Annotated in this window: 23 protein-coding genes; 17 read left to right on the forward strand and 6 right to left on the reverse strand. The window is 65.9% G+C overall.

Annotated elements, in window-relative coordinates:
• The first annotated feature begins 197 nt into the window (after positions 1-197).
• Both F3J10_RS00315 and F3J10_RS00320 read left to right on the forward strand, forming a co-directional pair.
• The gene (locus F3J10_RS00315) at positions 198-2,957 is read left to right on the forward strand and encodes an AAA domain-containing protein (RefSeq protein ID WP_167240487.1); all 2,760 of its coding nucleotides are present in this window, start codon (positions 198-200) and stop codon (positions 2,955-2,957) included.
• A complete protein-coding gene (locus F3J10_RS00320) occupies positions 2,954-3,724 on the forward strand; it encodes a DUF72 domain-containing protein (protein WP_166911194.1) in 771 nt (256 codons plus the stop codon). Before F3J10_RS00315 ends, F3J10_RS00320 begins: the two co-directional genes overlap by 4 nt.
• On the opposite strand, the gene F3J10_RS00325 is transcribed toward F3J10_RS00320, so the two are convergent.
• Entirely contained in the window at positions 3,721-5,202 is a 1,482-nt protein-coding gene (locus F3J10_RS00325; protein WP_167240490.1) for a UdgX family uracil-DNA binding protein, read from the reverse strand. The two genes, F3J10_RS00320 and F3J10_RS00325, sit on opposite strands and share 4 nt — an antisense overlap.
• 9 nt (positions 5,203-5,211) lie before the next feature.
• Positions 5,212-6,423: a putative DNA modification/repair radical SAM protein gene (locus F3J10_RS00330; RefSeq protein ID WP_036051046.1), complete on the reverse strand. Its 1,212-nt coding sequence runs from the start codon at positions 6,421-6,423 to the stop codon at positions 5,212-5,214.
• A 351-nt stretch (positions 6,424-6,774) separates the two neighbouring features.
• On the opposite strand from F3J10_RS00330, the gene F3J10_RS00335 reads away from it, so the two are divergent.
• The 4 genes from F3J10_RS00335 (at position 6,775) to F3J10_RS00350 (ending at position 8,880) form a co-directional block, all read left to right on the forward strand.
• Positions 6,775-7,404: a hypothetical protein gene (locus tag F3J10_RS00335; RefSeq protein WP_167240492.1), complete on the forward strand. Its 630-nt coding sequence runs from the start codon at positions 6,775-6,777 to the stop codon at positions 7,402-7,404.
• Between the two features lie 74 nt (positions 7,405-7,478).
• Positions 7,479-7,814, forward strand: a complete 336-nt coding sequence (locus F3J10_RS00340; RefSeq protein WP_025096650.1) for a RebB family R body protein — start codon at positions 7,479-7,481, stop codon at positions 7,812-7,814.
• 190 nt (positions 7,815-8,004) lie between these two features.
• The gene (locus tag F3J10_RS00345) at positions 8,005-8,376 is read left to right on the forward strand and encodes a RebB family R body protein (protein WP_025096651.1); all 372 of its coding nucleotides are present in this window, start codon (positions 8,005-8,007) and stop codon (positions 8,374-8,376) included.
• 180 nt (positions 8,377-8,556) lie between these two features.
• The gene (locus F3J10_RS00350) at positions 8,557-8,880 is read left to right on the forward strand and encodes a RebB family R body protein (RefSeq protein WP_025096652.1); all 324 of its coding nucleotides are present in this window, start codon (positions 8,557-8,559) and stop codon (positions 8,878-8,880) included.
• A gap of 81 nt (positions 8,881-8,961) precedes the next feature.
• Here F3J10_RS00350 and F3J10_RS00355 read toward each other — a convergent pair whose 3' ends face one another.
• Positions 8,962-9,846 carry a Crp/Fnr family transcriptional regulator gene (locus tag F3J10_RS00355; RefSeq protein ID WP_240155285.1) on the reverse strand — a complete coding sequence of 295 codons (885 nt, stop codon included), beginning with the start codon at positions 9,844-9,846 and terminating at the stop codon, positions 8,962-8,964.
• 196 nt (positions 9,847-10,042) lie between these two features.
• Between F3J10_RS00355 and F3J10_RS00360 the strand changes: the two genes are divergently transcribed.
• From F3J10_RS00360 to F3J10_RS00385, 6 genes are all read left to right on the forward strand, one after another.
• Positions 10,043-10,600 (forward strand): sigma-70 family RNA polymerase sigma factor, encoded by a 558-nt coding sequence (locus F3J10_RS00360; protein ID WP_025096654.1) that lies wholly within the window; start codon positions 10,043-10,045, stop codon positions 10,598-10,600.
• Between the two features lie 113 nt (positions 10,601-10,713).
• On the forward strand, positions 10,714-11,055 hold the full coding sequence (locus F3J10_RS00365; protein WP_046579838.1) for a RebB family R body protein: 342 nt from the start codon (positions 10,714-10,716) through the stop codon (positions 11,053-11,055).
• Between the two features lie 35 nt (positions 11,056-11,090).
• Positions 11,091-11,699 carry a hypothetical protein gene (locus tag F3J10_RS00370; RefSeq protein WP_240154479.1) on the forward strand — a complete coding sequence of 203 codons (609 nt, stop codon included), beginning with the start codon at positions 11,091-11,093 and terminating at the stop codon, positions 11,697-11,699.
• A gap of 243 nt (positions 11,700-11,942) precedes the next feature.
• Entirely contained in the window at positions 11,943-12,641 is a 699-nt protein-coding gene (locus tag F3J10_RS00375; protein ID WP_345791178.1) for an SDR family oxidoreductase, read from the forward strand.
• Positions 12,642-12,757: 116 nt separating this feature from the next.
• On the forward strand, positions 12,758-13,618 hold the full coding sequence (locus F3J10_RS00380; protein ID WP_167229955.1) for a DJ-1/PfpI family protein: 861 nt from the start codon (positions 12,758-12,760) through the stop codon (positions 13,616-13,618).
• Positions 13,619-13,684: 66 nt separating this feature from the next.
• Positions 13,685-14,149, forward strand: coding sequence for a nuclear transport factor 2 family protein (locus F3J10_RS00385; protein ID WP_167229952.1), 465 nt, complete (start codon positions 13,685-13,687; stop codon positions 14,147-14,149).
• A gap of 11 nt (positions 14,150-14,160) precedes the next feature.
• Here F3J10_RS00385 and F3J10_RS00390 read toward each other — a convergent pair whose 3' ends face one another.
• On the reverse strand, positions 14,161-15,108 hold the full coding sequence (locus F3J10_RS00390; protein WP_166911178.1) for a helix-turn-helix domain-containing protein: 948 nt from the start codon (positions 15,106-15,108) through the stop codon (positions 14,161-14,163).
• 118 nt (positions 15,109-15,226) lie between these two features.
• Between F3J10_RS00390 and F3J10_RS00395 the strand changes: the two genes are divergently transcribed.
• Both F3J10_RS00395 and F3J10_RS00400 read left to right on the forward strand, forming a co-directional pair.
• Positions 15,227-15,859 (forward strand): 2'-5' RNA ligase family protein, encoded by a 633-nt coding sequence (locus F3J10_RS00395; RefSeq protein ID WP_167240496.1) that lies wholly within the window; start codon positions 15,227-15,229, stop codon positions 15,857-15,859.
• 30 nt (positions 15,860-15,889) lie between these two features.
• Entirely contained in the window at positions 15,890-16,777 is an 888-nt protein-coding gene (locus F3J10_RS00400; RefSeq protein WP_025096662.1) for a LysR family transcriptional regulator, read from the forward strand.
• Positions 16,778-16,856: 79 nt separating this feature from the next.
• Here the strand turns inward: F3J10_RS00400 and F3J10_RS00405 are convergent, their stop codons facing one another.
• The gene (locus F3J10_RS00405; protein ID WP_167240504.1) at positions 16,857-18,236 is read right to left on the reverse strand and encodes an MFS transporter; all 1,380 of its coding nucleotides are present in this window, start codon (positions 18,234-18,236) and stop codon (positions 16,857-16,859) included.
• An 87-nt stretch (positions 18,237-18,323) separates the two neighbouring features.
• On the reverse strand, positions 18,324-19,385 hold the full coding sequence (locus F3J10_RS00410) for an aldo/keto reductase (RefSeq protein ID WP_167240506.1): 1,062 nt from the start codon (positions 19,383-19,385) through the stop codon (positions 18,324-18,326).
• Positions 19,386-19,726: 341 nt separating this feature from the next.
• Here F3J10_RS00410 and F3J10_RS00415 point away from each other — a divergent pair, with 341 nt between their 5' ends.
• Genes F3J10_RS00415 through F3J10_RS00425 form a run of 3 tightly spaced genes read left to right on the forward strand, consistent with a single transcriptional unit; the run spans position 19,727 to position 24,563 of the window.
• Positions 19,727-21,808, forward strand: coding sequence for a filamentous hemagglutinin N-terminal domain-containing protein (locus F3J10_RS00415; RefSeq protein ID WP_240155287.1), 2,082 nt, complete (start codon positions 19,727-19,729; stop codon positions 21,806-21,808).
• The gene (locus F3J10_RS00420) at positions 21,805-23,586 is read left to right on the forward strand and encodes a ShlB/FhaC/HecB family hemolysin secretion/activation protein (protein WP_167240510.1); all 1,782 of its coding nucleotides are present in this window, start codon (positions 21,805-21,807) and stop codon (positions 23,584-23,586) included. The genes F3J10_RS00415 and F3J10_RS00420 overlap by 4 nt, the downstream gene beginning before the upstream one ends.
• 11 nt (positions 23,587-23,597) lie before the next feature.
• Positions 23,598-24,563, forward strand: coding sequence for a peptidyl-prolyl cis-trans isomerase (locus F3J10_RS00425; protein WP_167240512.1), 966 nt, complete (start codon positions 23,598-23,600; stop codon positions 24,561-24,563).
• Positions 24,564-24,621 lie beyond the last annotated feature (58 nt).

A 24,621-nucleotide genomic window follows, 5' to 3' on the forward strand; every position in this document is an offset into this window, starting at 1 on the left:
CCGCGTAAATGCGGGCTTTTTCTTTTTTATATGGCGAGTCGGAGCATCTGTTGCCACTGCAAATTTGGACGATGCAAGGATTTCGAATCCTGAATGTATAAAATGATGGCAAGATAACTCCCCATTGGAAAATAGCGGCATTTGATAGTCGTCGAGAGAACGAATTCGGATGTTGTTGGCAAACGAATAAGGGGCGTATGGTTTCTATCCATGTGGGCGGCGAGGACAAGACCGCGGAGATCAAAAGTTGGTCGATCCGGAATGATAAGAAAGACGGCTTGCAACTGAGGTGTCTCTACTTGAACAAGAGGCAGGAAACATATTCATTCAGTGACTGCCACATCTCCCCTGTTCGTGAGTTGGGAGAGACGTTGTTGATCAAGCCCGGTAGTGCGATCGTCACGCATGTTGTCAAGGCAACAATTTATGGCGAGCGGTATGCAGTCGTGCTCTATCCAGGTTCCGATCGGCCCTATCTCCATAAGATGGAGAGCATCAGCTTCATCGCGCCGACGGCGATGAAGGACGGGCCGATTTTTCATTATTTTATAGACGTAGCGAATGCCCGAGTGGATCGTGCGAATTCGGATAGTGATCGTAAAATCGCCGCTAACGTGGTCCGCCAATTAAAAAAACTGCCCGCCAGTGCGGATGCCGCCTTACATGCATATTGCACGGGACAGAACGGAGCGCTGGCAGCGGGCAAAGGCCTGATTTATCCATTCGGAGTGAACGAGAGCCAACTCGCGGCGGTCGAGCGGGCCTTCAACGCTCAGGTGAGCGTGATCGAAGGTCCGCCTGGAACCGGCAAGACCCAAACCATTCTCAACATCATCGCTAATGTTCTGCTGCGTGGGCAGACTGTGGCTGTGCTGTCCAACAACAATGCGGCCGTCGAAAATGTCTACGAGAAGCTGGAGAAGTGCAGCCTCGTCCATCTGGTCGCCAAACTAGGCAACCAGAATAACCGCGACGAGTTTTTCGCCAACCTGCCGCCTTGGCCATCGGGCGAGCCTGAGCCCGCGCCGACGCTGGACGAAATTCAAACCCTTCTGGCTGGTCTGAAGCAACATTTGCGCGATCACAATCGGGCGGCGCAACTGCAGGTCGAACTTGATGAACTGCAGGTCGAACGGCGTTACTTGCAGCAGTGGCAGGCAGACAGCGGGGTGCAGACTGCCACTGCTGCCTCGCTTGAAAAGTACGGACTATCGACGAGCAAGGGGGTGGACCTGATGGCCTACCTCGCTCATCTCGGCGAGCAGCGCATCCGCCTCAAGGACCGCATCGAGCTGTTGTTGAACTTCAGGATTTTTCGCGCCAAGCCTCTCATCCAGGGGGACGCGCGTTTATCTGTTTTCCATGCCTTGCAAATGCGCTACTACGACAAGGCGCTGCATGACAAGGAAGCGGAGCTGCAGGCGTGTCGGGCATCGCTGGCACGCGGGAATTTCACAGTCTTGTTGGAGGAGTTGAAGACGGCGTCGATGCGTTATCTGAAGCAGCATCTGCATGGTTTGCCGCGGATTTCAGACGACTTCAGTACCTCGACCTATCGCAATCAGTTCGATGCTTTCTTGAAGCGTTTCCCGATCCTGGGCAGTGGCACACACTCCATAGTCAATTCGATCCCGCCAGGAACGATCCTCGATTACGTGATCATTGACGAAGCTTCGTTACAGGACATAGTTCCGGGCATTCTGGCGCTGGGCTGTGCGAAGAACCTCATCGTGGTTGGCGACAACCGCCAGTTGGCGCATATACCCGTGAAGCTGGGTTTGCCGGCACCCGCCGACGCTTACGATTGCGAGCGCTACAGCCTGCTCGATTCGTGCATCGGCGTGTTCAAGGAAGCATTGCCCAGAACCCTTTTGAAGGAGCATTACCGCTGCCATCCCAGGATCATCCAATTCTGCAATCAGCAGTTTTACGACAACTTGCTGGTGCCCATGACCGAGGACAAGGGCGAAGCGCCGCTGCGTCTGGTGGTGACCGGCAAGGGCAACCACACTCGTCAGAACACCAACCTGCGGGAACTGGACTCCCTGCTCAAGCTGCTTGCTGAAGAGGGTGAGTCGGTCGGGCTGGACGACGACGGCCGCGGTTTCATCGCGCCGTTTCGCGCACAGGTCAACCTATCGGGCAAGCACTTGCCGGCAGATTTCGTCAAGGACACGGTGCACAAGTTCCAGGGGCGGGAGTGCGACGAGATCGTCTTTTCCACGGTGTTGGACAAGAAACGCTATAACCAGATGCGCGAGCGCCTGGATTTCGTCGATAACCCGAACATGATCAACGTGGCGGTGTCGCGGGCCAAGCACCGTTTCACCCTGGTGACGGGCGATGACGTGTTCAATGGCAACAACGGCCACGTTGCAGCGCTGATGCGCTATATGACGTATTACGCGCAAGACGAGCACATCGTACGTGCGCCCGTGGTATCTGCCTTCGATCTACTGTACCGCGAGTATGACCAATCCCTGGCGCGCTTGAACGCCCGCCTGCGGTCCGACGATTCACGCTACAAATCCGAGCAGATCGCGGCTCAACTGCTGCGCGAGGTGCTGTCGGATCCGTCGTGCCGAGCGTTGATGTACCACGGCCAGGTCAAACTGGATCAAGTCGCATCGTCGAGCAATCCGGATTTGACGCAACGCGAGCGGGTTTTCATGGCGCGTGCCAGTTGCGATTTCGTAATTTATTTCAGGGTGGGCAAGACCCCACTGGGGGTGATCGAAGTCGATGGTGGCTCCCATGATCGACCCGATCAGGTGGCGCGGGACGAGTTGAAGAACAGCATCCTGGCGAAAAGCGGCATTCCCATCCTGCGTCTGCGCACCGTCGAGAGTCGCATCGAAGAGAGAATCACCGAGTTTATTGCCCAGTGGGCGACTCCCTCGCATGCTAGTCTGACCACCTCACGCGTCAATCCAGCCGATGCGCTCCCAACCCCATGACCTCCAGCCCGCGCTCCGCGACTCATTCGAACGCATATCCGATCCATATCGGATGTGCCGGATGGGCGCTGTCATCGCGGCTAGCCGAGCTATTTCCCACGCAAGGCAGCCATCTGGAGCGTTACGCCCGAGTCTTCTCCTCGGTGGAGATCAACTCCTCGTTCTATCGTCCTCATCAGCCGAAGACCTATGCGCGGTGGGCCGCGAGCGTACCCGACGAATTCCGGTTTTCGGTCAAGCTGCCGCGCAGCATCTCGCACGAACTGAGATTGCGCGACACCGACGCCGCCGTGCGCGAATTCCTGGCTCAGGTCGAGCCCCTGAAGGAAAAATTGGGCTGCCTGTTGCTCCAACTGCCGCCCAGTCTGGCCTTGGACGAGGCTGCGGCCCAAGGCTTTTTCTCGCTGCTGCGAAGCCGCACGGCAACCCCCATCGTTTGCGAACCACGCCATGCGAGCTGGTTTAGCGAGGCGGGCGCGGCGATCATGAAACGTGCCGGGATCGGCTGCGTGCGGGCGGACCCACCGCCCGTCGCCGATATCGAGCCAAGGGGCGATTCACGCACCCTGTACATCCGTTTGCACGGTTCGCCGGAAATTTATTATTCGGCATACGACGAGCCCTTCCTCGACGCGGTGGCGGCTCGGGCGGTCGAGGCCAGCCGCTCCGGCTCCGAGGTCTGGTGCATTTTCGACAATACCGCGCGCGGCGAGGCCATTCCCAATGCGTTGACGCTGACGGAGAAATTAGCGAAGGCAAACCGCTAAGCGGAATCGTTCCGGGCGCGACCATGGAGCGGCGCATCGGCATCCGCCATTTCGCGCGCAAGAACGAGTGCCCGGGTCATGTCGTCGAGCACCTTGTCGCGCGAGTTGTCATCCTGCTGGCGTAATGCGAACGACGGGTGATAGGTGGCGATGGCCCATCCACCATCGATCTCGAAAGGCGCATTCACGTAATCGCGAAGCTTGGTTTTCCTGCGCAACAGCGCGGTGAGCGCCGTGGCACCGAGCGCCACGATCACGGCAGGTCGAACCGTGTCCAGTTCATGCTCGAGCCAGTGATGGCAGGCTTCGATTTCACGTTGCATCGGCGTTTTGTGCAAACGGCGCTTGCCGCGCGGCTCCCACTTGAAATGCTTCACTGCATTGGTCAGATAAACCTGATCACGCAACAGGCCCGCGCGCTCGATGGCAAGGTCGAGCAGTTGCCCCGCCGGCCCGACGAACGGTTGTCCGCTCAGGTCTTCCTGATCTCCCGGTTGCTCGCCGATCAACATGATTCGAGCGCTGCTCGGCCCCGCGCTGCCTACCGCCTGCGTGGCGTTACGCCACAAGTCGCAACGTCGGCAAGCATCCAGCGAAGAGGCTTGCTCTCGAACCGGTTGCGCCACCTCGGCTTCGACAGCAATCGCCTTGCCGTTCAGCGTGCCGATACCGCTGGCTTGAGCGAGCCGCCGCGCGCCGCTCCTGGCCTCGCTGATCATGCCGGGAATCAAACGGGCCTCGGGTAAGCCCTTCCAGAAACGTACCGGCATATGCTGCTCCAGCGCGTTTTCGTTCAGTCGCGCCGGGTTGAACGTGCTCCGGTAATACGCGATCCACAATGCCTCGGCTTCATCCTCGGTGTCATGACGATGATCGCCCGGCAACGCGCGACGCGCGTCCAGATGCAACTGGCTGCCGTCCCAGAAGGCCGCGCCGCGAGGGGTGGTGATGAGCCATGAGGATCGGCCCATGCGCTGCGCGAAATGTTCCGCCGCCCACTCGAGCACGTCGTGCTCGGGTTCGTACCATGCGAGGTATTCGGGAACGGCCTGGGCATCCGGCTGCTTGCGAAATCGCACATAGGCGATCATGTCGTGCTGCGCGCGGCGCACGCTCTTGGCCATGCGGTAAAGCCGTGAGCCGTCGGTATCGGCGGGCGATGCCGCCGAGCGATCGCCGTGATACCAGCGCCACAGCACCTTGTACAAGAACGCCCAGCGCTGGGGATCGCGAAACGATGCGGCGTCTCTCAGCAGCGCCGCGAACGCCTTCGACACCTGAACCTCGGCCAGGCGGGGCGAAGCCGCGGCCGTGCCTGGCGATGCCGGCGCGTAGTCGATCGAGGCTTGCTGCTGCGGCATCTCGATAGCCTCCGCGAGACGCCAGTGGATCGACGCCGGCGGAAGGTCTTCCGCGAGCGCCGCGAGCGAGGCCGCGCGCCACGCGGCAAAGCGATCCTCGATCACGATGGTGCGCATCGGCCGTCCTCACAACAGCGCGAGTTGCACCGGCGGTGGCGCGAGTACGCGGCGCAGCGCCTCGGACGACGCATCATGCAGGGCGGCGCGATAGTCCTGCGTCACCACGAACGGCCGGATCTTCTCCATCGGACAGCGCAGCCGCACCAGATCCTCGTAACGGACGCGACGCGTGCGCCGCAGCTCGACGATGCGTTTTGCGTTACGCATGCCGATGCCGGGCACGCGCGCGATCGCGCGAAGCGGCGCGCGGTTGAGGTCGACAGGAAAATGTTCGCGATGAGCGAGCGCCCAGGCGAGCTTCGGATCGATGTCAAGCGCCAGGTCCGCGCTGCTCCCGAACAGCTCGTCCGCATGGAAGCCGTAGCCGCGCAGCAGAAAGTCGGCTTGATAAAGCCGATGTTCGCGCAGCAGAGGCGGCGCCTGCGCGGGCAAGGCGGACGGGCTGTCTGGAATGGGACTGAAGGCCGAGTAGTAAACGCGCTTGAGCTTGAACGAGCCGTAGAGCGATTCGGCCGTCTGCAGGATGGTGCGATCGTTCGTCTGGTCGGCCCCGACGATCATTTGCGTGCTTTGCCCGGCCGGCGTGAACGGCGGAGCTTTGGTCTCGGCCTGCGCCTCTTCCTGCGCAAGCCGGATCGATCCCATCGCCAGCTTGATGGTTCGCACGTTCTTTTCCGGCGCGAGGCGCGCGAGACTGCCGTCCGTCGGCAATTCGATATTCACGCTCAGACGATCGGCATAGCGACCGGCTTTCGCGATGAGTTCCGGGTCCGCGTCGGGAATGGTCTTGAGATGCAGATAACCGCGGAACTGGTGGTCCTCCCGCAGCGACTGCGCCACGCGCACCAATTGTTCCATCGTGTAGTTGGACGAGCGGATGATGCCCGAACTCAGGAACAGGCCGTCGATATAGTTGCGCCGGTAAAAATCGAGCGTGAGATCGACGACTTCCTCGGGCGTGAAGCGCGCGCGCGGCACGTTGCTGGAGCGGCGGTTCACACAGTACTGGCAGTCGTACAGGCAAAAGTTGGTGAGCAGGATCTTGAGAAGCGACACACAGCGCCCGTCCGGCGTGAAGCTGTGACAGATGCCCGCGCCGGTGCTGGCACCGAGCCCGGAAATACCGCGCGAGCCGCGCTTGGGCGCGCCGCTGCTGGCGCAGGAGGCGTCGTACTTCGCCGCGTCGGCCAACACCTCGAGCTTCTTTTGCAGTTCCACGTCGCCACCAATACTGTATATGCGTACAGTATTCTACGTGGGTGGATGATGAGCGCAAGCGGAAAATGAAAGAGCTTTTGGGGCGGAACCATTGCCGTCGCGCAGCGCAAACAGGACGGGGAAATGTGGCTGCATGACCGCAAACCTCGTATGACTTTCCGGCCTGTACAGCCGGAAAACGCGCCCTCTTGATTTCACGATTCCCCACACGATGCGTCCCTGCGACGGTCCCGCCGATTCCCGGCGCGGCCCTCGCACGTCCATTTCCGGGAGAACACCATGCGACACCTACTGCAGCAAGCCGACCAGGACACGCCAGCCCAGCAAACGCACATCGGGGAGGTCTGACCCATGAGCACCGAAGCCCTCGACCCCTTGCTGCGCCAGTTCGCGGAGAAGCGCCTGGGCCGCCCTCTCCAGCCGGGCGAAGAACACGCGCTGCTGGAGCTGCTGCCGAGCCGCCAGGGCAAGCCGGCAGCACCCGCGGCCACACCCGCCACACAAGCCCCCACCGCCCACCCCCCCTTGCAGCAACTGAAAACCCGCAAGGAAGCCCGCGAGCAGATCAAGCACTTCCTTCAACTGAACCAGCAGAAAGCCTACGAGAAGATGCAGGGCATCCTGCAGACGATCGACACGCAGAACGAGACGACGCTCGGCATGCTGGCCTCGGAGCAGCAAAAGGTCTCCGGCGTGCTCGACGAGCACGAGCCGCCGGGCGACGCCCAGGCATCCGCCACGGGCGAGATCCAGGACAGCACCCGCCAGGCACTGGCGATGATCGGCGAACAACTGACGGGCCTGATCCGCCAGGAAATCGAATCGTGCTTCCGGCAATACGTCGATCCGCTCGCCAGACGGCTCGACGCGATAGGCGAGTTGCTGCAGGACATCGCCGCCATCCCATCCGAACCCGCCACGCCGGCAGCCGCCGCAACCATTCCGATTCACGACACCCCCGGCCCGGCGTCCATGGAGTAGCACACGGGCCACGCGGCTGACCTCAACCGCTCCCGCGGTGCGATTCCTCAACTACGCGACTCAAGGAGCAAAAAATGGCTGATACGTGTCAAGTGTGCCAGGTCAATCCTGCGATCACCGATGCCGTCACGCAGGTCAACGTCAAGGTGGTCGGCGAAGCGCCGGCCATGGCGATGGGCTCGCTGTACCAGGCCCAGAGCCATTCGCTGAGCATCCTGTTCGAGAACGCGGTGCAGCAGCAATCGCAGGCCGCGATCCAGTCGCAAACCTCGACCAACGTGGGGACGATGCAGCTCTACACGATCGGGCCGGAAAGCGCGGGCGCGGCCGCCACGGAAATCGGCGCGAACGGGATCATCTCCGTGCTGGCCGACGTGATCGCGATCGGCAAGGCGGTGGGCGGCCCGTAAGGCGTCGTCGCGGGGCCGTGGCCGGGCGGCGGCGAAAGCGGCGCGAGCCGCCGCCGCTTCCGCCGCGCCGCGGATTGGCAGCATGGCCGCCGGCGCCTGAACGGCGGGGCCGCGCGGTGTTCCGGAGCAAGCGACAGGACGGGCAGGGCCGATTCGATGCGGCGCCTGTTCGCGAACCAGGAGAAATACGATGGCAGCAAACGATGCAGGGACGGGCACCAACGACCCGAAGGACGCATGCAACTGCAAGGCGTGCTCGGTCAATTCCGCGATCACCGACGCGGTCACGCAGACCAACGTCAAGGTGGTGGGCGAAGCGCCCGCGATGGCCACGGGCTCGCTGTACCAGGCCCAGAGCCATTCGCTCAGCGTGTTGTTCGAGAACGCCGTGCAGCAGCAGTCGCAATCCGCGGTGCAACTGCCGACCTCGACGAACGTGGGCATCATGCAGCTCTACACGCTGGGGCCGGCGAGCGCCGGCGCCGCGGCGACCGAAATCGGCTCGAACGGCGTGCTTTCCGTCCTGGCTGATGTGCTGGCGCTCGGCAAGGCGCTGGCCTGACGCGTGATGCGGCGTCGGCGCCGGGCGGCGGCTCGAGCTTCGCTGCTTGCCGCCCGGCGCGCGACGCCGCCTCGACGTCCACGCCGCATCGACGAGGCCGCGCACCGCGTGTCGTGGCCCGATCCACTCATGCCTTCGCCGTGACCGCGCCACCGCGGCGAGCAATCCAGGAGCAACACTATGACGGAGCAGGTTTCCCCCGCGATCACCGATGCAGTCACGCAAGCCAACGTCAAGGTAGTGGGCGAGGCGCCCGCCGTGGCCTTGGGCACGCTGATGCAGTCCAACAGCCATGCCTCGGCGATCCTGCTTCACAACGCGGTCCAGATGCAGGCCAACCAGGCTGCCTCCAACATGGCCGCCACGACGGTCGGCATCATGCAGCTGTACGCCAACTCCCCGGTCGCGGCGGCCAACGCGGCGCGCGCGGCCGACAACAATTTCGTCTCGCAACTGTCCGCGATCGCCCAGCTGATGAACGCCATCGGCCACTGGCGCGGCTGAGCCTCCTCACGCGTCGCGCCAGGCGGCGCGCGCCATCCTTGCCTGCCGCGGCACGGCACGCCCTGCGTGCTTGCCGAGGCCTCAATTGGCGTCGGCGATATTGCGCAGCCGTTCCGGCTTCTCGATCGTCACGCCGTGCTCGTGAAGCCGGATCAGGCCGTCGCGCTGCATCTTCTGCAGGCTGCTGTTCAGCCGCGGCCGGCTCACGTTGAGCATCGCGGCCAGGATGCTCTGGCTTTCCGGCAGCGCCACCTCGAGATCCTTTCCCTGCACGCGATTCAGCAGATGGCGCGCGAGCCTCGCCTCGAGCCGGTACAGGCACGCCGATTCGGTGAAATCGCTCAGTTGCTGGATGTGCCGGCACAGCTGCTCGTAGATGCGCTCCATGAAATCCGCGTTGGCGCGCAAGGGCGCGAAGTGCTGGCGATGCAGCAGCGAAATGCGGCAGTCGTGGCTCAGCTGGGCGGTGAAGCTGCGCCGATGGGCGCGCAGCAGCGTGCTCTCGCCGAGCAATTCGCCCGGCAGGGTGTGGCCGAGGATGACCTCGCGTCCGCCGGGTTCGTGCAAGGTCTTGTAGACGCGGCCGCGGTGCACGAAGGCAATGAAATTCTCCGGATCTCCCTTGAAGAACAACAGGCGATGGCCGCGCTCGGGCCAGGGCGCGAGATGCCGCTCGATATGCGCGAGCAGGCTTTCCGGGAGATCCGCGAGTATCGGAATATTACGCAGTATTTCAGCGTCGGCAAGGACAGGCATGTTTTCCGTGCGAGGTAGTTTGACGATGCGCCCACCTAGCGGAAAACGCTGCCTTTGGCATTGCGTGAATAACGAAATAATGAAAGGCGCGGAATGATCGGCAAGCAATCCGGATAGGGCGGCCTTCGGCGGCAAGGATGCTTGCTGGATCGACTCGGGAGCAGCGTGCCGGCGCACGAACAGATCGCGGCGGTAGTCGTTCTTGTTCATCGCAAATGCCGTTGTTCACGCCCGGCGGCGCGCATGAAACAAGGGTTCGGGCCATGCCGGGGAATTAGAAATTTGCGTTCATAATAATCAGGAAAATTTACTAAGCTGATTATCCAAATTCGGTGTTACGCAGGTAACAGCGCCATTCGCGGCATCGAATCGATTCTGTGTTTTCCATAAAAAAGGAACGCACGGGATGACACACTCAAATCAACACGCGGCCCCCACGCCAGCGTCACCGGCGCAACAACTCGATCAGACCTGGCGCGAAATGCAGGGGAAATTGCGGCGCCGCGCGCGAATGCTGTGCAAGGGCGATATTCATCGCGCCGACGAACTGCTGTCCGATACCGCGCTCAAGGTCCACATCTACCTGCAGCGCTCCCCCGATCGCGTCCGCAACCTGGCCGGCTTCCTGTTCCTGGCGATGAACCACGCCTTCCTCTCCGGCGCCCGTCATCGCCAGCGCGAAAACGGCCTGCTCGAATTCGACCCGGGCTGGGACGACGACCACATCGTCGAGCTGGCCGGCCACGCACCGTCGGTCGAGCAGCAGTTGTTGTTGCGGCAGCAACTGTCGCGCCTCGAACAGGTGCTGGCCGCGCTTCCCCGGCAACAGCAGGTGCTGTTCACACTGAAGTTCGAGGAGGAGCAGCCCTATCCGCACATCGCGGCGATGCTCGGGATCAACGAGCCGCTGGCCAGGAAACGCGTCGAGCTGCTGCGCAAGAAATTGCGCGCGGACCTCGCCTGAATGCGTTCACGAACGCGCTCACGCAGCGTTCCTAAGCGCATGCGCGGCGTCGATGGCCTGCCGGCCCGCCGTTCCTTCAATCGCATGCCGGAGCCGAGATCCGAGGAGGCCTCGTGGCAGACAAAGTCAATGAGCAGGTCACCGACGCGCTGACGCAGAACAATGTGAGCGTCGTGGCGGTTTCTCCAGCCCAGGCGCTGGGCACGCTTTACCAGATGTTCAGCCAGGCCGTCGGCATCTCGGCGCAGAACATGACGCAGCAGCAGGCGGCACTCAACCAGATCTCGAATGCCGTGGTGTCGAAGGCGGTGGCGATGATCCTGTCGGTCGAAGCCTCGCCGAAGGGCGGATCGGGCGGGCTGACGGGCGGCGCATCGAGTGGCGGGGCGGGCGGCGGATCGGCCGGCGCGTCCCATGTCACGACGAGCGGGCCGCAGATGGAGTCCACGCATTGAAACGTGCCGATTCTCGGGATACCTGAACCATGAACATGAAAGGCTTTTTGGGCGGACGCGGCGACGGCGCATTGCAGACGCCGCGCGATGTTGCGGATGCAGCGGCAGCGGGCGCAACGCCGCCGCCCGCCGCCGAGCCGCAGGTCGCGCCTTCGACGGGCGTCGCGCGTACCTGGCCGGTGAACCGGCTGCGCCGGCTCACCGATGCGCTGAAGGCACCGAACCGGATCGCGGATGCGCCCGGGGCGGGCGGCTCGGCGCTGCAGACCGTGCAGGCGATCAACGCGGAGGCGGCATCCTACGCGACCACGCAGATCGCCGTCGGCCCGAACATGATGATCACGCAGGCGGGCGGCATGGTCGCGCAGGCCGCGGCCAATTACTTCGAGGCATCGACCTCGCTGGCGATCGCGGGCAAGAGCGTGCTGATGAAGGATCTGGCGCAGAAGACCGTCGACGAGAACGTGCCCGGGATGGCGATGGATGCGATGGGCCTGCTGTTGACGGACCTGTTCGTCGCCACTGCGGCGCTCGTCGCGGGCGCCGCCGAGGCGATCGAAGGGGAGGCCGCCAGTATCGCGCTCGACAAGATCGACGAGAGCCTGCAGAAGTACCAGGCGCTGCTGGACAAGAAGGGCACGTAGGGCGCGCCGTCCTCGGCATCCTCGGTTCGCCGAATCCCGACCACGAAGCGGGAATGGCTTTTTTTGAGGGTTATAAGTCCTTTGAGCCATCTTCCTCGGATTCCATAATCTGCTCACGAAATCAGGCCGGAGCCGGCGCAACGATGCGCCGGACTTCAGCCCGATCCATGGCGAAGCAGATAGAGGAACACGAAGATGAGACTCAGCAACAAGACGGCGCTGATCACCGGCGGCACCAGCGGCATTGGCCTCGCGACGGCCAGGCTCTTCATTGCGCAAGGCGCGCGCGTGGCGGTCACGGGCCGCGACGAAGCCGCATTCGAGCGGGTGAGGGCCGAGCTCGGCGAACATGCACTGGTCCTGAAGGGCGACGTCCGCTCGATCGAGGACATGCGCGCGATCGCGGCCGAGGTGCAGGAGCGGTTCGGCGGCCTCGATATCGTGTTCGCCAACGCGGGCTGGGCCTTTCCCTCCGCGATCGGAGACATCGACGAAAGGCTCTATGACGAGATCATGGACATCAACGTCAAGGGCGTGGTGTTCACGCTGCAAGCCGTGCTGCCTTTATTGCGCGAAGGCTCGTCAGTCATCCTCAATACCTCCTTCGTCGCCCAGACCGGCAAGCACGGCATCTCGCTGACCGCTGCGGCGAAAGCCGCCGTGCGATCGCTGGCCCGCAGCTGGTCCTACGAGTTCCTCGATCGCAGGATCCGTTTCAACGCGATCGCGCCCGGCGCGATCGACACGCCGCTGATCGGCAGGTGGGGCAGGCCGCACGAGTGGGTTCGCGACCGCAAGGCCGAGTTGGCGCAAGCCATTCCGGTCGGCCACATGGGCCGGGCCGAGGACATCGCCCACGCGGCGCTCTACCTCGCCAGCGACGAATCCGCTTACGTCGTCGGCACCGAGCTGGTGGTCGACGGCGGCGCCTCGCAGCTTTGACTCCCGGCTGCGCGATTTCCCTCTTCATCAAACGCCCGCCCGGCTGTCCGCCGTGGCGGTGCTTCAATCCGGCCCGAGCCGGCTGCGCTCGCAAACGGGCCGCGGTACAAGGAGAAATGATCGTGACCGATCGCAACGACAAGCATATCGCCGACGAGACACTCGACCGGGCAGGCCATGCCCGGCGCGAGCTCCTCAGGTTCGGCGGCGCCGCCACGCTCGGCGCCGTCCTGGGTGGGGGCGTCCTGCTCGGCCACGCCAGCCCGGCGCTCGCCGAGGCAGCGAGCCAGGGCGAACTCGCGCCGAGCGAGCCGCTCGATATCCTGATCGTGAACTACGACGGCGGGACCCTGCTCGATTTCGCCGGCCCCAGCGAGATCTTCCACCGGCTGCCGAACACGAAGGTCCGTTATGCCAGCCTGAACGGGGGCAAGGTGACGCTCGAATTCGGCGTCGTGTATGGCAACACCGAGCGACTGGCCGATATCGAAAGCACGGACCTGATCCTGGTGCCCGGCGGATCGGATCTGTCGGTGCCGATGGGCCCGGAATATCAAGCCCAGATCCGTCGCCTGGCCGAGGGCGCCAAGTACGTGACCTCGGTCTGCAACGGATCGCTGGTGCTGGCCGCCACCGGCGTTCTCAAGGGCAAGCGCAGCGCCTGCCACTGGGCCTTCGTCAACAAGCTGGCCGAATACGGCGCGATCCCCGTTCCCGATCGCTTCGTCGAGGACGAGCATGGCCGCTTCATGAGCGGCGGCGGCGTGACCGCGGGCATCGATTTCGCGCTGCGCGTTGCCGAGAAGCTGCGTGGACGACAGGCCGCCGAATTCACGCAGCTCGTCATCGAATACGATCCCGCGCCGCCGTTCCATTCCGGCCATCCCAGGGACGCGCGGCCGGAAGTGGTCGCGATGGTCGACAAGCGGCTGCCCGGTGCCTCCAAGGGCCTCGCGCGCATCCCGGGCGTTCGCTGAGCTGCCGCCTGCGCGCCGTTCGGCGCGCCGTCTTTCCCGATCCACACCTTGTTCGGAAATCATTCGATGCAACCGATTCGTTTTTATGCCGCCGTCCTGGCGGCCTGTCTTCCCGTTCTCGCGTTTGCCTCGCCGGCAACCGACGGCAGCCCGCAACCCGAAATCCAGGCGGCCATCAAGGCCGAGAACGCTCGTTGGGCGCAAGCCTTCGCGCGGGGCGATTACGAGGCGATCGGCCGGCTCTACACGAGCGACGGCACGCTCCTGCCGCCCGGCGGCGACAAGGTCACGGGTGCCAGCGCGATCACCGACTACTTCAACAAGGGCTATGCCGGAACGAAGCCGGGCACCGTGTCGTTCAGCCACTACGAGTTCTACGGCGACGAGCGGATCGTGACCGAAGTGTCGGACGCGGAGGTTCGCGATCAGGAGGGAAGGCTCAAGATCCGCGGCAAGCAGATCCTGGTGTTTCTGAAGCAGGGCGGCGCCTGGAAACTGCATCGCGACATGTGGAACGACTACCCGCGCTGATCGTCCCCCGATCAGCGCTTGCCGAGCAATCGGCTCTCGCGCCGGATCGATTGCGGAGGATGCCCGTGCAGCTTGACGAAGGCCCGGCGCATTCGCTCCGGATCGACGAAGCCCACCGCCAGCGCGATCTGCTCGATCGGCTCGCTGCCGTCCTGCAGGCGCAATCGCGCCGCTTCCACGCGCAGGCGTTCCACCGCCTTGGCGGGCGTCTCGCCCGTCTCGCGACGGAATGCACGCGCGAATTGGCGAGGACTCAATCTTGCTGCATCCGCGAGCCGCTCGACCGGCAGCGCCTCCGCCAGATGCTCCCTGGCGAAGTTCAGGGCGATGCGGATGCGATCCGATTCCGGCTCCATCCGCGACATGGCCGAGAACTGGGATTGCCCGCCCGGCCGGCGATAGGGAACCACCAGCAGCCTCGACACCGTGCGCGCGACGTCCGCGCCCATGTCCTGCTCGATCATCGCCAGGGCCAGGTCGATGCCGGAGGCGATGCCTGCCGAGGTCCAGATGCGCCCGTCCGCGATATAGATGCTGTCGCTCTCGACCCTGACGCGAGGAAAGCGGGATTGCAGCTGGGCGGCATACCGCCAGTGCGTGGTCGCTCTCAGCTCGTTGAGCAGATCGGTTTCCGCCAGCAGGAAGGCGCCCGTGCACACGCTCGCCACCCGCGAGGCCCTCGCGCTCAATTTCCTGGCGGCGGCGATGTTGTCCGCCTCCTCCATCGGGGCGATATCGCCGCCGACGAAGATCACGGTGTCGAACGCGCGCCTGCCGATCGGCCGGGTCTCGATCGGCAGGCCGGTGTTGCCGTGAACCGGCCCGCCCGCCTGCGAAAGCACGTGAAGCTCGTAGGGGCTGTGGCCGGCGGCCGTGGCGACCTGGTTGAAGCTCGACAGCGGCCCGGCGAGATCGAGCGCATCATAACCGCGACAAACGTAGAACCCGATTCGATGCATGATGAGGTGGCCGGCTGAAAACCCTGGTGAAGTCGCATTCTAAGGAGAAAAGAAGCGATCTCCGCATCTGTCCTGAAATGAGGGAAATACGTCTCTTGCGCCGTTTTGAGGTGGCCCGATGCGAAGCGCCGAAACCGATACGCCCCAACTGGCCCTGCCGGGATTCGATACCGGACCATGGATTCCGAAACATCGCCTGTTCTTTGCCGTGATGCCCGATCCCGGCACGGCCGAGCGCATCGCGTGCCGCGGCAGCCGGCTGGCGGCCGAGGCGGGCATCGGCGGCAAGCTGCATGAGGCGGCGCGCCTGCACGTCACGCTGCAGCTCGTGGGCGATTACTTGCATGTCCCGGAGGTCGAGCTTGCCCGCGCGTGCATCGCGGCGGCCAGCGTCGAGATGCCGGCCTTCGAACTGGGCTTCGATCAGGTCCTCAGCTTCAAGGGGCGGCCCGGGCACTGGCCGCTGGTGTTGATGCCGGGTGCCGGCCTGGCAGCCTTGGCCGAGCTTCAGCGTCGGCTCGCGGGCTCGCTCAGGGGAGCGGGCCTGCGGATGTCGATGCGGCGCTTCACCCCCCATCTCACCTTGATGTATGGCACCGGCAGGCTCGATCGACGCGCCATCGAGCCGATCGGCTGGACCGTGGGTGAATTCCTGCTGATCCACAGCTGGCTCGGCCAGCATCGCTACGATGTCCTTCGGCGCTGGCAACTGGCGGGCGAGCCGCCGTGGCGTGCCGGAACTCAAACATAATAGGCATCCCCATTCGCCAACGAATCCGACATGGACTGGAACGACCTGCGATATTTCCTCTCGGTGGCCCGCAGCGGCAGCCTCACCCAGGCCGCGGGCGAGCTGAAGGCCAGCCAGTCCACCGTCAGCCGCCGGATCGGCGAGCTGGAGGCCAGCCTGGGCATGAGCCTGTTCGCGAGAAGCCAGACCGGTTATGTCCTGACCGACGAAGGCCGCGAAGTGCTCAGGCATGCCGAACAGGTCGAGGACAGCATCCTGGCCCTGGAGCGCGGCGCGGCCGGCATCGAGAAATCGCCGGTCGGCACGGTTCGGCTGGCGACCTCGGAGAACCTCGCCACCGATCTCGTGATCCCGGCCATGCCGGCCTTTCGCGAGCGATTCCCCGGTATCTGCCTGGAGATCATCACCAGCACCGTCGCGGCGGAACTGGGCCGCCGCGAGGCCGATATCGCGCTGCGCGTGGTGCGGCCGACGCGGGGCAACCTGAAGGTCCGGCGGATCGGCCACATGCGGTACTCGGTCTATGGCAGCAGGGACTATCTCGCGCGACATCCGGCGGTGGACGGCGAACCCCTGGGCGGCCGGCACTTCATCGCCTGGGACGACAGCCACGCGCATCTGCCGGCCGCCGCCTGGCTCGCACGAGAGCATCCGGAGGCGAAGGTCGCGCTGGTGACGAGCAGTCTGCCCACCCAGATCGCTGCCGTGCGGGCCGGCCTCGGCCTGGCGGTGATCCCCGATTTCCTCGCCGTCGACGAGGCTTTCGTGCAGGTCGTGCCCGCCGAGCGGATGTTCAGCAACGAGCTGTGGCTGGTGACGCACGCGGACCTGGTTGCCTCGGCGCGCGTGCGCGCGGTCGCCGATTTCCTCGCCGACCAGGTCGTGAGGACGAGCCCCGAACTTGCCGGCGACGCTTGATCGACGCGTCGATCCTGTTGCTTGCCAGGCGACGTTTCTTCGCGCGGCATCGATCGGCCTCGGCGCCGGGGCCGGCCCGTCATCGCAGCGCGAGGCGCGCGATGCTCGCGATGCCGCCCGCCGCGGCAAAACCGGCGCCGAGCAGCAGCGCCACGAGCGTGCCATGGGCTCCCGCCAGGCCGAAACTCAGCGCAACCAGCGAAGCGCCGCTGGCCTGGCCGATCAGCCTCGCCATCGCGACGATGCCGCTGGCGCCGCTCGACCGATCCGCCGGCGCGGCGGACATGATCGCCTTCTGGTTCGGTGACTGGAACAGGCCGAAGCCGAGGCCGGCGACGATCATGCCGCCGAGCAGGGCCGCCAGCGGCGCCGCGTGGGGCAGGGCGGCGAGCAGCAGCATGCCGAGCGCCAGGCACAGCAGGCCCAGTCCACCGAGGATGCCGGGCGCGAAGCGGTCCGAGAGCCGCCCGGCCAGCGGCGCCATCAAGGCCACCACCACCGACCACGGCGTCATCACATAGCCGGTCTGCTGGGCGCTCATGCCCATCGCGTGCTCGAGATGGAACGGCAGGGCGACGAAGGCCAGGCCCTGGGCCGCGAACGCGCAGAAGCTGGTCAGCACCGAGAGCGTGAACAAGGGCCGTTTCAGCAGGTCCAGCGGCAGCATGGGCGCGAGCTTGTCGCGCTCGTGGGCGGTCAAGGCCGCCAGCGCCACCACGAACAGCAGCAGCGCGCCGAGCGTGTGGGTCCAGGGCTCGCCCTGTGCCGTCGCGGCGAGCCCGTAGATCAGGGCCGCGAAGGCGATCGTGGTCAGCATCGCGGCCTTCGCGTCGAAGCCGGCGGCGCTCGCCGGCGAGCGCGGCAGGCTGGACAGCGAGAAGACGATGGCGACCAGGCCGATCGGCAGGTTGACGGCGAACAGCCATGGCCAGTTGCCGAGCGAGAGAATCGCCGAGGCGGCGGTCGGGCCGAGCGCGAACGAGGCGCCGACCACCAGGGCATTGAGCCCCAGCCCGCGCCCGAGCATCGCGCGCGGATAGAGCATGGCGATCAGCGCGGTGTTCACGCTCATGATCGCGCTGGCGCCGATGCCCTGGCACACGCGGGCGGCGATCAGGGCCGCCAGGCTGCCCGACAGCGCGCAGGCCGCCGAGGCGAGGGTGAACACCACCAGGCCGCCGATGTAGACGCGCCGATGGCCGACCGCCGCGCCCAGGGCGGCGAAGGGCAGCAGCGTCGCGACGGCCGCCAGTTGGTAGGCGTTGATGATCCATACCGAGCTGCCGGCCGCGGTATGGAGGCTGGCGGCGATGCTGGGCAGCGCCGTGTTGGCGATCGCGGTGTCGAGGATCGCGAGCGCGATCGACACCATCAGCGCGGCCATCGCGAGGCGGGACTGGCGCGACAGTCGCGGGCTGTCCTGGCGGGATGCCGATTCGGAAAAACTCGAGGGTGTCATGGCCTGAAGTGAATGCGGGTGGAGCATGCCCGCGCGAAGCGGGCCGGACGCGCTCGACGTCCGGCCCTTGCGCGATCGGCTGGTGGTTCAGCGGGTGGCGACGGTCTTGTCGGCCCACAGATCGACCGGGCCGAGGCGATCCGCGCCCTGGGTCGCCAGCATCCAGCCCGGATATTCCGGCGGCAGTTCGCTGACGGCGTCGAGCCGGCGGATCTCCTCCTCGTCCAGCACGATGTCGATGGCCGCGAGGTTGTCCTGCAACTGGTCCAGGCGCCGGGCGCCCACCAGCACCGAGGTCACCACCGGCTTCGACAGCAGCCAGGCCAGCGCGATGCGCGCGGGGCTGCAGGCATGCGCCTCGGCGATCGGCCGCATCGCGTCGATCACGTTCCAGGCGCGCGCCTTGTCGACGATGGGGAAGTCGAAGCCGGAGCGGCGCGAGCCCTCGCTGGCTTGCTGCTCCCGGCTGAACTTGCCCGACAGCAGGCCGCCCGCCAGCGGGCTCCAGACCAGCAGCCCCATCTTCTCCGCCTCCAGCAGCGGCACCAGTTCGCGCTCCAGGTCGCGGCCGGCGATCGAGTAATAGGCCTGCAGGGTATTGAAGCGCGCCAGATCGAGCCGCGCCGAGATGCCGAGCGCGGTCGCGATGCGCCAGGCCTGCCAGTTCGATACGCCGATATAGCGCACCTTGCCCTGGTGGACCAGGTCGTCCAGCGCGCGCAGCGTCTCCTCGGTCGGCGTCAGCGCGTCGGTCGCGTGGATCTGGTACAGGTCGATATGGTCGGTCTTCAGCCGCGCGAGACTCGCCTCGACCGCATCCATGATGTGGCCGCGCGAGGCGCCGACGTCGTTGCGGCCCTGGCCCATGCGGCTGGCCACCTTGGTCGCCAGCACGTAGTCGTGGCGCGCGATGCCGAGGTTGCGGAACGACTGGCCGAGCGTGCGCTCGCTCTCGCCGTCGGAATACACGTCGGCCGTGTCGAAGAAGTTGATGCCGGCCTCGAGGCTTTCCCTGACCAGCGCGTCGGCGCCGGCCTGGTCCAGTTCGCCGATGTGCTGGTAGACGCCGGTGCCGCTGCTGAAGGTCATGGTGCCGAGACAGAGCTGCGAAACCAGCAGGCCGGTGTTGCCGAGGGTCTTGTATTTCATGGCGGGCTCCTTTGCCTTGGGGATGACGGCTATTCTGGGTTTCTCCTTGGCGAAAAAGAACGGCTGAAAGTCGAAGGTGGTTTTCTGTTTTTGGAAAATCAGGGCGATCGATCGGCAATATGAAAAAAATATGTCGGCGACCCTAAAGTCGCCTTTCAGGCTGCCGATAAGTTCCTTCAACCGCGTCGGGCCGAGCAGAGCCCGCGATACCAACAAGCAGCAGCGAGAGTCCGCTCGACAAGAAGCGGCGAGACCAACAAGGAATGACAAACCGAGAGTCGACCGGATACGCGGGCGGGGGCCTGCGCGTATCGCGGAATTCATTATTCGCGGCCTTGGCGATGACACCGCTCGTCGCCGCGGCCGCCGGCATCGTGCCCGACGGCGGCACCGCCACGTCCGTGTCGATCGGCGCGGGCGGGCGGCAGGTCGTCGGCCTGGCGCCCGCCGTGGCGGGCGTCTCGCACAACACCTACAGCAGCTTCAACGTCTCGGCGGCGGGCGCCTCGCTCGACAACGTCGGGATCAACGCGCGCACCATCGTCAACCAGGTGACGGGCACCGATCGCAGCCTGATCGAAGGCAATATCGCGGTGCTCGGCAGCACGCGCGCGAACGTGATCCTGGCCAATCCCAACGGTATCACCGTCAACGGCGGCTCGTTCACGAACACGGGCCACGTGGTCCTGTCGACCGGCCGCGTCTCGTTCGACGACATCACGCTCGCGCCCGGCGTGATCCGGCGCGACGTGGTGCTCGACACCGACAGCGGCACGATCGTGGTCGGCCCCAACGGCCTGACCAGCGCCCTGATCTCGCTGGACCTGATCGCCAGGAACCTGCGCGTCGAAGGGCCGGTGAACAACACCTTCAGCTCGAGCACGGCCGGCCTGCGCGTGCTGGCCGGCAATAGCCGCGTGCAGCTCAATACCGGCATTTCACCGACCGACAATGCCAATGAATGGCTGACGCGCTTCGGCTCGGACGCGCCGGCCACCGCGCAGTCGTTCGCGGTCGACATCACGGCCGCCGGCAGCCTGACCAGCGGGCGCGTGCAGTTGATCGTCACCGATCGCGGCCCGGGCGTGCGCAGCGCGGGCGCGCTCAATGCCTCGCTCGGCGATTTCACGCTGTCCTCGAACGGCAGCGTGCAGTTCTCGAATACCCGTCTCGCGGTGGCCGGCAATGCCGACCTCGACGTGCGCGATGCGTTCTCGATGAGCGACACGCAGCTGAAGGCGGCCGGCGGGCACGTTGCGATCAGCGCGAGCGGCCCGATCACGCTGCTCGGCGGCGGCATTCTCGCCAACGACAGCGTCAAGCTGAGCGGTGCGGGCCTGAGTTTCGGCCCCGGCGTCACCACGCCGGGCTCGACCATCGCCTCGGCGAACAGCGGCGTGGTGCTGAGCAGCAGCGGTGATATCGCCAGCATCGGCACCCTGGTGCAAGGCCAGAAGGCGATCGACGGCGACGCCGATTCGCGCGGCGCCGTCACGCTGACGGCCGCGGGCTCGATCCTCAACCAGTCCCTGCCGGACACGCCGCTCGGCATCCTGTTCGGCGTGGCCGGCGACGTCTCGCTGAGCGCGGGCGGCGATGTGCTCAACCGCAACGCGCGCCTGCTGTCGAACCGGAACGTGACGATCAGCGCCGGCGGTGACCTGCTCAACCTGGTCGACCATACCGACGGCGTCAACGGCGGGGCGCCGGTCGGCTTTTCCGATCGCGGCGGGCGCTTCCTGTTCTTCACGCATCGCAGCGACGGTTTCTCGGTCGACTACGGCGCGATCGTCGATCCCGCGAAGCTGGCCTACATCACCGCCGATGCCGGTGACGTGACGATCCGCGCCAACCGGGTGGTCAATACCGGCGGTTCGATCCTGTCGAACGACGGCGCGATCGACATCGCGGCGCGCGACACGATCTCGACCGAGGCGATCTTCACGGGCCAGGCTCGCCTCGAGCGTTCCTGCTTCATCTTCTGCCGTTCCAGCGCCTCGAGCACCGTGCAGGCATTCGGCGGCGTGATCGAGGCCGGCACCGACATCAGCCTGAAGGCCGGCACCCAGATCACCAATACCGGCGGCACCGTGCTCGCTCTCGGCAAGCTGCGGCTCGACGCGCCGCGCACGCTGGCGCAGGCGGTGCTCGGCTACAGCACCATCAATCGCAGCCACGACCTGAAGACCTGGTTCGGCAATCGCTGGGCCGCCATCTACGCCACCGACACCGGCGGGATCTTTTCCGGCGGTTCGGGGCAGGTCGAACTGAGCGGCGAGGCGATCGTCGATGGCGGGGCGTTCAATGCGCCCGGCGGCATCCATGCCGTCGCCGGCGTGGTGACGCTGCGTACCCCGCGGCGCGATCCCGTCACGATCGGCGCGGGCAACCATCTCGGCCTCGTGTCCTGGTTCGGCCTATGAAGCGTGGTCTTGCCGTATCGCTGGCCGCCTGGATCGGCATGATCCCCGCGTGCGCGCTCGCCCAGCTGGCCGGCTTCGCGCCGGGCGCCTTGCCGGCGCCGCGCGCCGAGCAGGACCCCGCGCAGCGCCTGTTGCAGGAGCAACGCGATCGCCAGCGGCACGACGAAATCCGGCAGGCACCGGCGCAGATCGAGGCGCCCGCGCCGACGGTTCCCGACCTGCCGGCCGATGCCGATGTCGGCAGCCTGCCGGAGCTCGCGCCGACCTTCCCGATTCGCCATATCGAGTTCCTCGGCGACAAGGTGCTCGGCGACGACGAGTTGGCGCGCATCGCGCAGCCCTTCCTCGGCCACGAGCTCGGCCGCAACCGCATCAACCTGCTGTTGCGGCGCGTGACCGAGGCCTTCATCGCCCATGGCTACATCACCACGCGCGCCTATCTGGGCGCCCAGAACCTGGCCTCGGGCAAGCTGGCCGTCACCGTCGTGGCGGGCCGGGTGGCCGCATTCACGCTCAACGGCAAGCCGCTGCGCCCGCGCGACCCGGCGCGATCCTGGTGGCGGCACGACGGCGGCGGCCTGCTGACCGATGTCGGCACCGCCGATGCCTTCGCGGCCCGGCCCGGCGATCTGCTGCGCCTGCCGGACCTGGAGCAGGGCGTCGAGCAGATCAACCGGCTGCGCCGCAACCAGGCCGAGATCCAGATCATGCCGGGCGAGACGCCCGGCGATTCGATCGTCGCGCTGAGCAACCGCGTGGGCGATCGCTTCTACACCAACCTGGGCGTCGACAACTACGGCAGTTCGCAGACCGGCAGGACGCGCTATCGCGGCGGCGTGGAGGCCGACAACCTGCTGGGCCTGCAGGAGTCGCTGTCGTTCAACTATGTCGGCACGCACGACAGCAACGCGATCGTGTTCTCGGCCGCGGTGCCGCACGGCTACCAGACCTTCAGCTATACGACCTCGCTGTCCGAGTACCAGCAGACGATCGGCGATGTCGCGCTGCTGACCGGCCGTTCGTTCAGCCAGATCTTCGGCTGGAACGACGTGCTGAGCCGTTCGCGCAGCGGGCGCACCAGCATCGACGTGAGCTTCACGCGCACGCGCACCGAGCGTGCCGTCAACGGCATCGACCTCGACCCGCAGGAGCTGAGCGTGCTGCGGGTCGCCCTGAACGGCCTCGTGCGATTCGTGGCGCGCGACGAGGGCGCGGCCGCGACCTGGGATGTCGGGCTGTCCCAGGGACTGCCCTGGCTGGGCGCCTCGCACGATGCCAGCGACAGCGGCGTCGCGGATGCGCACAGCCAGTTCACCAAGCTTGACGCGAGCGCCACGCTGCAGCTCGCGCTCGGCTCGCTGGGGGGCATGCGCTGGGGCTATCGCGGCACGCTGCGCGGCCAGTACAGCCGCGTCGCGCTGTTCGGCAACCAGCAGATCTTCCTGGGCGGAATGGATTCGGTGCGCGGCTTCACCGAAGGCGGCATCAGCGGCGACAGCGGCATCTACCTGCGCAACGAGGCCGCCTGGCAGAACGTGCCGGCCTGGCACGACGCGCGTATCGAGCCCTACCTGTTCCTCGACGCGGGCAAGGCGCACCTGGTGGCGCAGGGCGGCTGGCCGACGCTGGCTGGCGCCGGCCTCGGCGCCCGCGCGGCCTGGAACTTCAGGAAACAGACCGTGACCGGCGAACTGCTGCTCGGTCAATCACTGCTGCAACCGGCCCTGCTGGGGCGCAAGGCGACGGTCCTGCTCGCCACCCTCAACTGGACCGAATGACGAGGACAAGCATGAACTTCGAGACGACCATGCCGGCCGCGAGCGCCGGGCGAGGCAATACGAAACGACGCCGCGTGCTGGCGACGTGGGCGCTGGCGATGGTTTGCCAATGCGGCGTCGCGCCCGCCGCGCTGGCGATCGGCAACAGCGCGCGAGCCGGGTCTGTCGACGCGGTCGATAACGCGGCCATCGTGCCCGCGGCGGCCTCCGGCGCCGTCGCGCCGTTGCCGGCCAACGCGATCGCGCGCGTCAACGACGTGCTGATCACGCGCGATCAATTCGAGCAGGCGCGGCGTGTCGCGAACACGCCCGACACCCCCGAGGCACGCGCCGCCTTGAAGAGCCAGCTGATCGCGCGCGAGGTGCTGCGGCAGGCCGCCGTGAAGGCGCACTACGACACGCAGGCGCAGGTGCTCGCGGCCGTCGAGCAGGCGAAGACCACCGCCATGACCGAGTTCTGGCTGCACGACCAGGTGCGGCCGGCCAGCGTCACGGATGCGCAGGTCAGGGCGAAGTACGACGAGGTGGTGGGCCTGCTCGGCGACACCGAACTCAAGCCCAGCGCGATCGTGCTGAAGGACCGCGCGGCCGCCGATGCCGCGCTGGCGCAGCTCGAGCGCGGCGCCGATTTCGCGCAACTGGCGCGACAGCTCAGCCAGGGCCCCGGCGCGCAGCAGGGCGGCGCCCTGAACTGGGTGTCGTTTCGCCTGCCGATTCCCGAGGGCGGCGAGCAGAACTGGCCGCAGCCGCTGGCGCAGGCGCTGGTCGCGCTGCCGCGCGGCGGCATGAGCCGCGCGCCGATCGAGGCCGCCGGGGGCTACTGGATCCTGCGCGTGGACGACAAGCGCGCGACCCGGATCCCCGCCTTCGACGACGTGAAGGCCGCGTTGCGCCAGCAGCTCGAAACGGCCGCCCTGCAGCGGGCGACCATCGAGGTGGTGGTCGACCTGCTGAAGCAGGCACGCATCCAGCAGTAGGCAGCAGGTAGCACGCACTGGCAACAAGCAGCAGGCCCATCGTCGCGGCGGCGCGCGC

This window comes from Burkholderia sp. Cy-637 (assembly GCF_011753175.1).
In the GTDB taxonomy this organism is placed as follows: domain Bacteria; phylum Pseudomonadota; class Gammaproteobacteria; order Burkholderiales; family Burkholderiaceae; genus Burkholderia; species Burkholderia gladioli.

What these genes read in the sequence shown, in the direction of transcription:
- F3J10_RS00315 (WP_167240487.1), top strand. Translation starts at nt 198, where the DNA reads ATGGTTTCTATCCATGTGGGCGGCGAGGACAAGACCGCGGAGATCAAA.
- F3J10_RS00320 (WP_166911194.1), top strand. Translation starts at nt 2,954, where the DNA reads ATGACCTCCAGCCCGCGCTCCGCGACTCATTCGAACGCATATCCGATC.
- F3J10_RS00325 (WP_167240490.1), bottom strand. Translation starts at nt 5,202, where the DNA reads ATGCGCACCATCGTGATCGAGGATCGCTTTGCCGCGTGGCGCGCGGCC.
- F3J10_RS00335 (WP_167240492.1), top strand. Translation starts at nt 6,775, where the DNA reads ATGAGCACCGAAGCCCTCGACCCCTTGCTGCGCCAGTTCGCGGAGAAG.
- F3J10_RS00340 (WP_025096650.1), top strand. Translation starts at nt 7,479, where the DNA reads ATGGCTGATACGTGTCAAGTGTGCCAGGTCAATCCTGCGATCACCGAT.
- F3J10_RS00345 (WP_025096651.1), top strand. Translation starts at nt 8,005, where the DNA reads ATGGCAGCAAACGATGCAGGGACGGGCACCAACGACCCGAAGGACGCA.
- F3J10_RS00350 (WP_025096652.1), top strand. Translation starts at nt 8,557, where the DNA reads ATGACGGAGCAGGTTTCCCCCGCGATCACCGATGCAGTCACGCAAGCC.
- F3J10_RS00355 (WP_240155285.1), bottom strand. Translation starts at nt 9,846, where the DNA reads ATGAACAAGAACGACTACCGCCGCGATCTGTTCGTGCGCCGGCACGCT.
- F3J10_RS00360 (WP_025096654.1), top strand. Translation starts at nt 10,043, where the DNA reads ATGACACACTCAAATCAACACGCGGCCCCCACGCCAGCGTCACCGGCG.
- F3J10_RS00370 (WP_240154479.1), top strand. Translation starts at nt 11,091, where the DNA reads ATGAAAGGCTTTTTGGGCGGACGCGGCGACGGCGCATTGCAGACGCCG.
- F3J10_RS00380 (WP_167229955.1), top strand. Translation starts at nt 12,758, where the DNA reads ATGATCGTGACCGATCGCAACGACAAGCATATCGCCGACGAGACACTC.
- F3J10_RS00385 (WP_167229952.1), top strand. Translation starts at nt 13,685, where the DNA reads ATGCAACCGATTCGTTTTTATGCCGCCGTCCTGGCGGCCTGTCTTCCC.
- F3J10_RS00390 (WP_166911178.1), bottom strand. Translation starts at nt 15,108, where the DNA reads ATGCATCGAATCGGGTTCTACGTTTGTCGCGGTTATGATGCGCTCGAT.
- F3J10_RS00395 (WP_167240496.1), top strand. Translation starts at nt 15,227, where the DNA reads ATGCGAAGCGCCGAAACCGATACGCCCCAACTGGCCCTGCCGGGATTC.
- F3J10_RS00400 (WP_025096662.1), top strand. Translation starts at nt 15,890, where the DNA reads ATGGACTGGAACGACCTGCGATATTTCCTCTCGGTGGCCCGCAGCGGC.
- F3J10_RS00405 (WP_167240504.1), bottom strand. Translation starts at nt 18,236, where the DNA reads ATGACACCCTCGAGTTTTTCCGAATCGGCATCCCGCCAGGACAGCCCG.
- F3J10_RS00410 (WP_167240506.1), bottom strand. Translation starts at nt 19,385, where the DNA reads ATGAAATACAAGACCCTCGGCAACACCGGCCTGCTGGTTTCGCAGCTC.
- F3J10_RS00415 (WP_240155287.1), top strand. Translation starts at nt 19,727, where the DNA reads ATGACACCGCTCGTCGCCGCGGCCGCCGGCATCGTGCCCGACGGCGGC.
- F3J10_RS00420 (WP_167240510.1), top strand. Translation starts at nt 21,805, where the DNA reads ATGAAGCGTGGTCTTGCCGTATCGCTGGCCGCCTGGATCGGCATGATC.
- F3J10_RS00425 (WP_167240512.1), top strand. Translation starts at nt 23,598, where the DNA reads ATGAACTTCGAGACGACCATGCCGGCCGCGAGCGCCGGGCGAGGCAAT.